At 65.0% G+C, this 11,714-nt stretch carries 8 protein-coding genes; 6 read left to right on the forward strand and 2 right to left on the reverse strand.

Going from position 1 to position 11,714, the window contains the following annotated elements; all coding sequences use genetic code 11:
* The 5 genes from ACTHL0_RS03045 to ACTHL0_RS03065 all read left to right on the forward strand — a co-directional run.
* The coding region (locus tag ACTHL0_RS03045; RefSeq protein WP_440565117.1) for an MdtA/MuxA family multidrug efflux RND transporter periplasmic adaptor subunit at positions 1-1,375 on the forward strand (1,375 nt) is incomplete at its 5' end.
* Between the two features lie 18 nt (positions 1,376-1,393).
* Positions 1,394-4,528 (forward strand): MdtB/MuxB family multidrug efflux RND transporter permease subunit, encoded by a 3,135-nt coding sequence (locus ACTHL0_RS03050; RefSeq protein ID WP_440565119.1) that lies wholly within the window; start codon positions 1,394-1,396, stop codon positions 4,526-4,528.
* A 30-nt stretch (positions 4,529-4,558) separates the two neighbouring features.
* The gene (locus ACTHL0_RS03055) at positions 4,559-7,849 is read left to right on the forward strand and encodes an efflux RND transporter permease subunit (protein WP_440565120.1); all 3,291 of its coding nucleotides are present in this window, start codon (positions 4,559-4,561) and stop codon (positions 7,847-7,849) included.
* A 144-nt stretch (positions 7,850-7,993) separates the two neighbouring features.
* Positions 7,994-8,383, forward strand: a complete 390-nt coding sequence (locus ACTHL0_RS03060) for a hypothetical protein (RefSeq protein WP_440565121.1) — start codon at positions 7,994-7,996, stop codon at positions 8,381-8,383.
* Between the two features lie 4 nt (positions 8,384-8,387).
* Complete coding sequence (locus ACTHL0_RS03065) at positions 8,388-8,906, forward strand: hypothetical protein (protein ID WP_440565122.1); 519 nt, start codon at positions 8,388-8,390, stop codon at positions 8,904-8,906.
* Here the strand turns inward: ACTHL0_RS03065 and ACTHL0_RS03070 are convergent.
* Both ACTHL0_RS03070 and ACTHL0_RS03075 read right to left on the reverse strand, forming a co-directional pair.
* Positions 8,900-9,466, reverse strand: a complete 567-nt coding sequence (locus ACTHL0_RS03070) for a peroxiredoxin (RefSeq protein ID WP_440565123.1) — start codon at positions 9,464-9,466, stop codon at positions 8,900-8,902. The genes ACTHL0_RS03065 and ACTHL0_RS03070 overlap by 7 nt on opposite strands.
* Positions 9,467-9,497: 31 nt before the next feature.
* Positions 9,498-10,808 (reverse strand): EAL and HDOD domain-containing protein, encoded by a 1,311-nt coding sequence (locus ACTHL0_RS03075; RefSeq protein WP_440565124.1) that lies wholly within the window; start codon positions 10,806-10,808, stop codon positions 9,498-9,500.
* A gap of 386 nt (positions 10,809-11,194) precedes the next feature.
* Here ACTHL0_RS03075 and ACTHL0_RS03080 point away from each other — a divergent pair.
* Positions 11,195-11,714, forward strand: a 520-nt coding sequence (locus ACTHL0_RS03080; RefSeq protein ID WP_440565125.1) for a PAS domain-containing protein, incomplete at its 3' end; no start/stop codon positions are given.

Below are 11,714 nucleotides of genomic sequence, written 5' to 3' on the forward strand. Positions count from 1 at the left end.
CGAACAAGACAACCGCCCCTCCTCGCCCTCCGACGGTGCACATCGCGATCCCGCTACCGAGAACGCCGCGACGGCCCGCCGTACGCATCCGGGCCGTCGCGCCGCGATCGCCATCGCGATCGTCATCGCGATCGCGCTGATCTGGTGGCGGCCTTGGAGCCGCACGAGCGGCGGCACGGGCCCGGCCGCTACAACGGGCCATGCCGGCCGCGGCGGGCTCGCCGGCATGCCTCAGCCGGTCCATGTGGCGGCCGCAGCCGCCGGAGACATGCCGATCGTCTTGACCGCCCTCGGCACCGTTTCGCCGCTCGCGACCGTGACCGTCAAGACGCAGCTCGCGGGCACGCTGCAGAGCGTCGCCTTCAGGGAGGGACAACTCGTCAAGGCCGGCGACCTGCTCGCGCAGATCGACCCGAGGCCCTATCAGATCTCGCTCGAAAACGCCGAAGGCGCGCTGGCCAAGGACACGGCACTGCTGCAGACGGCCCGTCTCGATCTCAAGCGCTATCAGACGCTGCTCGCGCAAGACTCGATCGCTGCCCAGCAAGTGGATACGCAAGCCTCGCTCGTGAAGCAGTACGAAGGCCAGGTGCAGTCGGATCACGCGAACATCGATACCTACAAGCTCGATCTCGTCTATGCCCGCATCACGGCGCCGATCTCGGGCCGCGTCGGCCTGCGCCAAGTCGATCCCGGCAACTACGTCACCCCTTCGGACGCGAACGGCATCGTCGTCATCACGCAGTTGCAACCGATCAGCGTTGTCTTCACGACCCCCGAAGACAACCTTCCGGCCATCCTCAGACAAATGCACGCCGGCGCCAAGTTATCGACGACGGCCTATGACCGCAACAACAGCGTTGTCCTCGAAACGGGCGCGCTGGACACGATCGACAATCAGATCGATACGTCGACGGGCACCGTCAAACTGCGGGCCCTGTTCCCCAATACGGGGCAAATGCTGTTTCCGAATCAGTTCGTCAACGCCCGCTTGCTGATCGATACCCTCCATGACGCGGTGATCGTGCCGAGTTCGGCCGTGCTCAACGGCGCCAATGGGCCGTTCGCTTATGTCGTGAAGCCCGACAATACCGTCACGGTCCGCCCGCTCAAGGTCGGCCCGGTCGACGGCGAGCGCACGAGCATCGCATCGGGGCTGTCGATAGGCGAGCGGGTCGTGATCGACGGCTCCGATCGTCTACGCGAAGGCGCGAAGATCTCCATCGCCCCCGATGCCGCCGCCGTGTTGCGGACCGCCTCGGGCGCAAGGGCGGGCGGAGCGCATCACGCATCGGAAGCATCGGGTGCGTCGAATGCATCGGGCACGCACGGGCATCGCCAGCATGCGGCCGCCAGCAGCAACGGCGCGCAATAACGGCGGGCGCCCACACGCATGAATCCGTCTCGCGCCTTCATTCTGCGCCCCGTCGGCACGGCTTTGCTGATGGCGGCCATCATGCTCGTCGGCCTCGTCGCGCTTCGCTTCCTGCCGATTTCGGCGCTGCCCGAAGTCGACTATCCGACGATCCAGGTCCAAACCTTTTACCCCGGCGCGAGCCCCGAGGTCATGACCTCGTCGGTCACCGCGCCGCTCGAGCGACAGTTTGGCCAGATGCCGTCGCTCAATCAGATGTCCTCGCAAAGCTCGGCCGGGGCTTCCGTCATCACGCTGCAATTCAGCCTCGATCTGCCGCTCGATATCGCCGAGCAAGAGGTGCAGGCCGCCATCAACGCGGCGGGCAACCTGTTGCCGGCCGATCTGCCCGCTCCGCCGATCTATGCCAAGGTCAATCCTGCCGATGCTCCGATCCTCACGCTCGCGATCACGTCGAACACCACGCCGCTCACCGATATCGAGGATCTGGCCGATACGCGGCTGGCCGAGAAGATTTCGCAAGTGGCCGGCGTCGGCCTCGTCAGCCTCAGCGGCGGCCAGCGGCCGGCGGTGCGGATCCAGGCGAACCCGCTCGCGCTCGCCTCGTACGGCTTGAATCTCGACGATCTGCGCACGAGCATCGCGAACCTGAACGTCAATACGCCCAAGGGCAACTTCGATGGCCCGACGCGCAATTTTACGATCAACGCGAACGATCAGTTGACCGATGCCAGCGCGTACAACGACGCCATCGTCGCGTACAAGAACGGCCGCCCCGTCATGCTGACCGATGTGGCCAAGATCGTCGAGGGCGCCGAGAACACGAAGCTCGGCGCGTGGGTGGGAACAGGCGGCACCGTCACGCCCGCGATCCTGATCAATGTTCAGCGTCAGCCGGGCGCCAATGTGATCCAGGTCGTCGACAGCGTGAAGGCGCTGCTGCCGCAGTTGCAGGCGTCGCTGCCCGCGGCCGTCAACGTGGCCGTGATCACCGATCGCACCACGACGATCCGCGCCTCGGTGCGCGACGTGCAGTTCGAGCTCGCGATGTCGGTCGTGCTCGTCGTGCTCGTCATGTACCTGTTCCTGGCCAACATCTATGCCACGATCATCCCGAGTTTGTCGGTGCCCCTCTCGCTGATCGGCACGCTCGCCGTCATGTATCTGTGCGGTTTCTCGCTCGACAATCTCTCGTTGATGGCGTTGACGATCGCGACCGGCTTCGTCGTCGACGATGCCATCGTCATGATCGAAAACATCTCACGCTACGTGGAGGAAGGCGATACCGCGATCGAAGCGGCGCTCAAGGGTTCGAAGCAGATCGGCTTCACGATCATTTCGCTGACGGTTTCGCTGATCGCCGTGCTGATTCCGCTGCTGTTCATGGGCGACGTGGTGGGCCGCCTCTTCCACGAGTTCGCGATTACGCTGGCGGTGACGATCGTCATTTCAGCCGTCGTCTCGCTCACGCTCGTACCGATGATGTGCGCGAAGCTGCTGCGGCATACGCCGCCGCTCGAGAGCCATCGCTTCGAGGCCAAGGCGCATGCCGTCATCGATGCGATCATCGCGCGCTATGCCGTGGCCTTGCGCTGGGTGCTCGCGCGCGAGCGCGCGACGCTGGTCGTCGCCGTCCTTACACTCGTCCTGACGGCGCTGCTCTATGTGCTGATCCCGAAGGGCTTCTTCCCCGTGCAGGACACAGGCGTCATTCAGGCGATCACGCAAGCGCCGCAGTCGATCTCGTACGGCGCCATGGCCGATCGGCAGGAAGCGCTGGCCAGCGCGATCCTCAAGGATCCGAACGTCGACAGCCTGACCTCGTTCATCGGCGTGGACGGCACGAATATCACGCTCAACGGCGGCCGCATGCTGATCAATCTGAAGGCGCACGGCGATCGCTCGAAGAATGCCACCGAGATTATTCGCGACCTTGAAAACGAAACGGCGAACGTGGCGGGCATCACGCTCTATCTGCAACCCGTGCAGGATCTGACGATCAACTCGACCGTCAGCGCGACGCAGTATCAGTTCATGCTGACGGACCCGAACGCCGACGAATTCGCGACCTGGGTGCCCAAGCTCGTCGATCGGCTCAAGCAAGCACCGGAACTCGCCGACGTCGCAACCGATCTGCAGCAAAGCGGGCGCTCGGTCTACGTCGAAATCGACCGCGCGACGGCCGCGCGCTTCGGCATCACACCGGCCACCGTCGATAACGCACTGTACGACGCGTTCGGGCAGCGCATCATCTCGACGATCTTCACGCAGTCGAACCAGTACCGCGTCATCCTCGGGACCGAGCCGAGCATGCAGCATTACACCGATGCGTTGAAGTCGATCTATCTCCCCTCTTCCCAAGGTGCCGGCCAGCAAGTGCCGCTCAGCGCGATCGCCCGGTTCACGGAGCGTCCGGCGCCGCTGCTGGTTTCCCACCTGGGCCAATTTCCGTCCACGACGGTGTCGTTCAACCTCGCGCCGGGCGCCTCGCTCGGCGCAGCAGTCAAAGCAATCCAGCAGGCCGAGCGCGACGTCGGCCTGCCGGCCTCGTTCCAGACGCGCTTCCAGGGTTCGGCCCTCGCGTTCCAGGCGTCGCTGTCCAATGAACTGTTCCTGATCCTCGCGGCGATCGTGACGATGTACATCGTGCTCGGCGTGCTGTACGAGAGCTTCATCCATCCCATCACGATTCTCTCGACGCTGCCCTCGGCCGGGGTGGGCGCGCTGCTCGCGCTGATCCTCTCGGGGCACGACCTCGACATCATCGGCATCATCGGCATCGTGCTGTTGATCGGTATCGTGAAGAAGAACGCGATCATGATGATCGACTTCGCGCTCGAGGCGGAACGCGAACAAGGCAAGAGCCCGCATGAGGCGATCTATCAGGCGTGTCTGCTGCGCTTCCGGCCGATCCTGATGACGACGATGGCGGCGCTGCTCGGCGCTTTGCCGCTGATGCTCGGCACGGGCGTGGGGTCCGAGCTGCGCCATCCGCTCGGGATCGCGATCGCGGGCGGGCTCATCGTGAGCCAGTTGCTGACGCTCTTTACGACGCCCGTCATCTACCTCGGCTTCGATTCGCTCGCGCGCCGCGTGCGCGAGCGCTTCGGGCTGGGTCATCGCGAAACGGGAGCCGGCGATGCGGGTGTTTGACGCGAACGCCCCCAAGCGGGAGGCCGCACGATGAACCTCTCCCGCCCGTTCATCTCGCGCCCCGTCGCGACCACCCTGCTCGCGATTGGCGTCGCGCTCTCCGGCCTCTTCGCCTTCGTCAAGCTGCCCGTCGCGCCGCTGCCGCAGGTCGACTTCCCGACGATCTCGGTCCAGGCGCAGCTGCCCGGCGCGAGCCCGGAAACCGTCGCGACGAGCGTAGCGAGCCCGCTCGAACGCCATTTGGGGCAGATCGCGGACGTGACCGAAATGACGTCGATGAGCGGCGTGGGCCAAACACGGATCACGCTTCAGTTCGGCCTGAACCGCGACATCGACGGCGCCGCGCGCGACGTGCAAGCCGCGATCAACGCGGCCCGCGCCGATCTGCCGACCAGCCTGCGCAGCAACCCGACGTATCACAAGGTCAACCCGGCCGATGCGCCGATTCTGATTCTTTCGCTGACATCGAAGACAGTGCCGGCCGGCCAGCTCTACGACGCCGCTTCGACGGTTTTGCAGCAAGCGCTCTCGCAGGTGGACGGCATCGGCGAAGTCGACGTCAGCGGCTCGGCCAACCCGGCCGTGCGCGTCGAACTCGAGCCGCAGGCGCTGTTCCACTACGGCATCGGGCTCGAGGATGTGCGCGCGGCGCTGGCCGCGGCGAACGCGAACAGCCCGAAGGGATCGATCGATTTTGGCGAGAACCGCGTTCAACTCTATACGAACGACCAGGCCAAGGCCGCCGCGCAGTATAAGGATCTCGTCATCGCCTACCGCAACGGCTCGGCCGTCAAGTTGTCCGACGTGGCGCAGGTGGACGATTCGGTCGAGGACTTGCGCAACCTCGGCCTCATGAACGGCCAGCGTTCCGTGCTCGTGATCCTTTACCGGCAGCCCGGCGCCAACATCGTCGCGACGATCGATCGCGTGCTGGCGATGCTGCCGCAGCTGCAGGCATCGGTGCCGGCGGCAATCGACATCGCGTCGGTGGCCGACCGCTCGACGACGATCCGCGCCTCGCTGAAAGACACCGAGCGCACGCTGATCGTTGCGGTGCTGCTCGTCATCACCGTCGTCTTTCTGTTCCTGCGCAACTGGCGCGCGACGCTGATCCCGAGCGTGGCCGTGCCGATTTCGATCATCGGCACGTTCGCGGCCATGTATCTGCTGCACTACTCGATCGACAACCTCTCGCTGATGGCACTGATCGTGGCCACCGGGTTTGTCGTCGACGATGCCATCGTCGTGCTGGAAAACATCTCGCGCCACATCGAGGAAGGTGTGCCGCGCATGCGGGCCGCCTATCTCGGCGCGCGTGAAGTCGGCTTCACCGTCACCTCGATCAGCATTTCGCTGGTCGCCGTCTTCCTGCCGATTCTGCTGATGGGCGGCATCGTGGGGCGGCTGTTCCGCGAGTTCGCCGTGACGCTCTCGCTTGCGATCGCCGTGTCGCTCGCCGTGTCGCTGACCGTCACACCGATGATGTGCTCGCGCTTGCTTGCCGATGCCGAGCACCGGCCCAAGGACGGCCCGATCGCACAGCGGCTCGAGCGCGCGTTCGCGCGGCTGCAGGGCGGCTACGCGCGCACGCTCGGCTGGGCGCTGTCGCACCCGCTGCTGATTCTGGCGACGCTCGTCGCAACGATCGCGCTGAACGCGTACCTCTACGTTGTCGTACCGAAGGGCTTCTTCCCGCAGCAGGATACGGGGCGGCTTGTCGGCGGAATTCAAGCCGATCAGTCCACCTCGTTCCAGGCGATGAAGATCAAGTTTTCGGAAATGATGGCGATCGTGCAGCGCAACCCGAACGTGCAGAGCGTCATCGGTTTCACGGGCGGACGACAGACGAACTCGGGTTTTATGTTCGTTACGCTCAAACCAAAGACGGTACGCCACGCATCGGCCGATCAAGTCATCGCTCAACTGCGCCGGCCGCTTGGACACGTGGCCGGCGCGCAAACGTTCCTGCAAGCGGTGCAAGATATCCGCGTGGGCGGGCGGCAGTCGAATGCGCAATACCAGTACACGCTGCTGGGCGATTCGAGCGCCGAGGTCTACAAGTGGGCCCCGCTTCTGACGGAGGCGCTCAAGCATCGTTCCGAGCTGGCCGATGTCAATTCCGATCAGCAGCAAGGCGGCCTCGAATCGTTCGTGACGATCAATCGCCAGAGCGCCGCGCGGCTCAAGATCACGCCGTCGCAGATCGACAACACGCTTTACGATGCGTTCGGACAGCGGCAGGTGTCGACGATCTACAACCCGTTGAACCAATATCACGTCGTCATGGAAGTGGCGCCGCGCTATTGGCAGGATCCGGCGATGCTGAACCAGGTCTACATCAGCACGTCGGGCGGCAGCGCAAGCGGCTCGCAATCGACGAACGCGGTGGCCGGCACCTTCAGCGCGCCGGCGAACAGCACGCCCACCGGTGCCACCAGCGCGACGGCAAGCGCGGCCGCGATCGCGGCCGACTCCGCGCGCAACCTGGCGAACAACTCGATCGCCGCGAGCGGCAAATCGAGTGCATCGACGGGCTCGGCGGTCTCCACCTCGAAAGAGACGATGATTCCGCTTTCGGCCATCGCTTCGTTCGGCCCTGGCAGCACGCCGATCGCCGTCAATCACCAAGGGCCCTTCGTCGCCTCGACGATCTCGTTCAACCTGCCGCCCGGTAAATCGCTATCGGACGCGACGCGCGCAATCAACGAAACGGCAGCCGCGATCGGGATGCCCTCGACGGTGCACGGCAATTTCTCGGGAACGGCGCAAGCGTTCCAGCAGTCGACGCGCGACATGCCGCTGTTGATCCTCGCTGCGCTAGCCGCGGTCTATATCGTGCTGGGCATGCTGTACGAGAGCTATATCCACCCCGTGACGATTCTCTCGACGCTGCCGTCCGCCGGTGTCGGCGCGCTGCTCGCGCTGCTGCTGTTCCATTCGGAGTTCAGCATCATCGCGCTCATCGGCGTCATCTTGCTGATCGGCATCGTCAAAAAGAACGCCATCATGATGGTCGACTTTGCGATCGAGGCGTCGCGCCAAGGGCTGTCCTCGTACGATGCGATTCATCGCGCCTGCGTGCTGCGCTTCAGACCGATCATGATGACGACGTGCGCGGCGATGCTCGGGGCGCTGCCGCTTGCGTTCGGCAACGGCGAAGGCGCGGAGCTGCGCTCGCCGCTCGGCATTTCCATCGTCGGAGGGCTGCTCGTCAGCCAGGTGCTGACGCTATATACGACGCCCGTTGTCTATCTCTACATGGACCGGCTGCGCGTCTGGCGCGACAAGCGCCGCGGCAGGCAAGCGCCGCAGGCGATATGACGCGCCGCCGCAAAATACGATCAGGTAAGGGAATGCAACAATTGTGAACGGGCCCGTTATGGCGTTCACTGAGACGATGGCCTAGCCTTGTAGGTACAGCGCCGCCAAGTAAGCGGCGCAACCAACCGACACAAGGAGTCCATCGTGCGGCGGATCAACGCTTCACTCGCACTCTCATTTGCACTCGCGGCCGCAGCCTGTCTTGGCTTCAGCGGCGCCGCCCAGGCGGCGCATTGGCGCGTGGGAGTCTTCATGGGCGCGCCGGGGCCCTATTACTACCCCTACGGCGCCCCGGTCGTGCCGGCGCCCTACTATTACGCGCCCTACCCGCCCCCCGTCGTCGTCGCGCCGGACCGGCCTGACGTCACCTACGTCGAACGCCCGCAACCGGGACAGAACGCTCAAGAGGACGATGGGCCGCAATCAGGCACATGGTGGTACTGCGACAAGACGAAGTCCTACTACCCTTACGTCAAACAATGCGTGAGCGGCTGGCGCGAAGTGCCGGCTACTCCGCCCGCACCGAACCGGTGACGCTATGGACGCTTCCATTCGGAGATGCGCCACGCGGCGCGCAATATGGCTACCGCTGGCGGCGCTCGCCGGCCTCGGCGCCTGTACCGTCATGCCCACAGGCCCGAGCATTATGGCGCTGCCCGGCACCGGCAAGACGTTCGATCAATTCCGCGCCGACGACTACAGCTGTCGCCAGTACGCGCTAGGTCAAGTGGGCGGGATCAGTGCGAATCAGGCAGCCACGGCAGCCGGCGTCGGCAGTGCAGCGCTCGGGACTGCGGCGGGCGCAGCCGCGGGGGCGGCATTCGGCGGCGGCCGCGGGGCCGCTATCGGTGCGGGCGCCGGATTGCTGACGGGCGGCGCGATCGGCATGGGCACCGCCCAAGGCTCGGCTTACGACATCCAGCGGCGCTATGACTATGCCTACGTGCAGTGCATGTACGCCGCGGGCGAGCGTGTTCCGATGCCGGCAGGCTACGACTACGACAACGGGCCGCGGCGGTACTACACACCGCCGCCCCCGCCGCCGCCCGGCTATTGAGGCTGCGGATGCCGCTTGGCCCAATCCTTGACCGCGCTCATCGTATTGAGCACATGCTTGTCGGGCGATAGGCTCGTGTATTCGTAAATGATCGTGCCGTCCGGCGCGATCACGTACGACACGCGGTTCGCCATCGTCCTCACGAGCGGCATCGCGGCATCGTAGGCGTCGATGATGTGCCGCTGCGGATCGGCCGCGACGGGGAATTTGCTGCGGCACTCGCTGACGGAAAACTTTTCAAGCGTGGCGATGTCGTCATGCGACACGCCGATCACCGTTGCACCGTAGCGCTTGTATTCGTCGACAGCATCGGCGAATTCATGCGCCTCGATCGTGCATCCTTTCGTGAAGGCGGCCGGATAGAAATAGAGCACGACAGGGCCCTTCTTCAGCGCATCGGCCAGCGAGTACGGGTAGGCGCGACCGCCGAGCGAGGCTTCGGTCGTGAAATCGGGGGCCTTGTCGCCCACTTTCAGGACGGCCGATGCATCGAGCGAACAAACGGACAGGGCCGCGCTGACGGCCACCGCGCGCAGGGCGCGGCTCATGCTTCGCTTCATTGTCATTTCTCCGGCCGGATAGCGGCTCGCGTCACGCCATCTCATGCGCCTGAGACCACATCGCGGCCTCGAGGTTGAGTTCGGCGAATGCCGACGGCGTCAGCAATGATAACTCGGGATGCGCATGCGCCATCGCGTGCACGACTTCCTCGTGATGACCTGCCTCGGCCGCTTCCGCGATCGTCAGCAGCGCGCCGAGCAATCCGGCCCGCTGCATGATCGCGTCGCCGATCTCCGGGACGAGCCCGATATGAGCAATCGAATCGGCCGGTGCGGCGTCGCCGAGCAGCACGTGCACGAGCGAAAACACGCCCGTCATGAACGCGCAATCGCCGAACCGCTCGTTGTCCGGCCGCACCCGGGCGGCCGCCAGTTCCATGAACCGCGAGCGCGCCCCGACGAGCTGCGCCAGCGGATCGGAGCGCCACGACATATCGCTGCGCGACGCGTAGAGCAGCAGTTGCGCCCAGCGCGCGATCTGACGCGTACCGGCCGCGAGAATCGCTTCGCGCACCGAGGCGATCCTGCGGTCCAGCCCGTAAGCACTCGAATTGACGAGCCGCAGCAGTTGCATCACCACATCGGGGCTGCGCTTGAGCTCTTGTTCGAGCTCGACGAGCGGCGCCTCCGAAGCGATCAGCGCCAGCATGCGCAGCAGCGACTGCCGCGATGGATCGCCGCGCCGGGCCGACAGCACCTGCGGGCGGGCAAAATAGTAGCCTTGAAAGAGATCGAAACCGAGTTCGCGGGCCAAGGCGTAATCGTCGCGCGTCTCGATTTTTTCCGCGACGAGCACTTTGCCTCGCGCTTTCACCGCTTCGGCCAGCGCCGGCAGTCCGTTGCGTGCCGCGGACAAGAAATCCACCTTGACGATGTCGACATGCGGCAACAACGCGACGAGTTCGTCGGACAGCGCGCAGATGTCGTCGAGCGCGATTCTGAAGCCGGCGCGGCGCAGCTTGTCGATGCGCTCGATCAGCGGCGTATCGACGTGAACGGTTTCGAGCACCTCGAGAATGAACCGTTCGGGGGGAAGCAGCATGACGGTATCGTCGAACAGCATCTCGCGGCAGACGTTGATATAACCGCCGTGCGCCCCGAGCGTCGCTGAGATGCCGATGCTGCACATCGCGTTCACGACCACACGGGCTGTCGCCTGCGCATCGTCGCAAATGAACGCACGGTTCGCCGCGCTCTCGCGAAACAGCAACTCATAGGCCACGAGGGCTCCGTCGCGCGCCAGGATTGGCTGACGCCCGAGATAGAGACAGTCGATTTCGCAGTGAGCGCGCGCGGCGCAACCCGGCGACGCATCCGTGCGTACGATCGATATTTCGGCCATGAGTGATCCAGCTTTTTGTTGTAGAACGAACGAGCGCCGTGACCGGCCCCAACCGGTCGCGGCGCGCCACGCGGAACCGGCCCCGTGTACGGCGGGCGGGCCCCGTGCGCCCGGTATGACGCCAAGGGCTCGCTCGGTACGTTCTGTGGTTCCTCGCGCAGCTTGCGGCCATTGTCTACCAAAAACCGGGGCGAGCGCATGTCCGGGCCAATCCCGAGTCAAGTTTTGCCCGAAACGCACGCGTCATCCCTAAAGAATTCTTACGCTGTGCCGATAATCCGTCCTGATGGGAGGTATGGCGACATCCTGGCGCTGCGCAAGGCGCGCATCCGCGCACCCGGTGCGAAACCAGCCACCCCATCGACATCCGTCGCCCGCGAGAACGAATGCAAGCTAAACCCATCGGCGCACCGCGCCGCAGCGCCTGGCGCGCGGCCCTCGACCTGTTGCGCGGCCGCGCGGGCAGGGCTCACGCGCATACTGTCGACGCCGACGACGTGCGCAGCGCACTGACGCTGCAGCTCGAAAAAACGCTGGGCGCGGTCGATTTCCTGGCGCATGTCGACCACCAGCTGCACTTTCGCTATGTGTCCGATGCAAGCTTGCGTTTCATCGGCTACCGGCGCGAGTACCTGCAAACGGTGACGCTGCACGAGCTCGTGCCCAGCGGCGAGACGGCAGTGCTCGACGCCCTCCTCGCACGGGCAGCCCAAAGCGGGCGGGTGGAACGCGCCACCTTGCATTTGATGAAATCGCTGACGTACCCGATCGCGGTCGAACTGCGCGTGGTCGCCAGCGCCCACGCGGGCACGCCGGGCTTTGCGGTCAGCGCGTTCGACGTCTCCGCCTGGCGCGCCAACGAGGAGCGTCTGACCTACGAGCTGCACAGCGACCGCATGACAGGAC

It is taken from the genome of Trinickia sp. (assembly GCF_051961175.1).
GTDB lineage: Bacteria > Pseudomonadota > Gammaproteobacteria > Burkholderiales > Burkholderiaceae > Trinickia.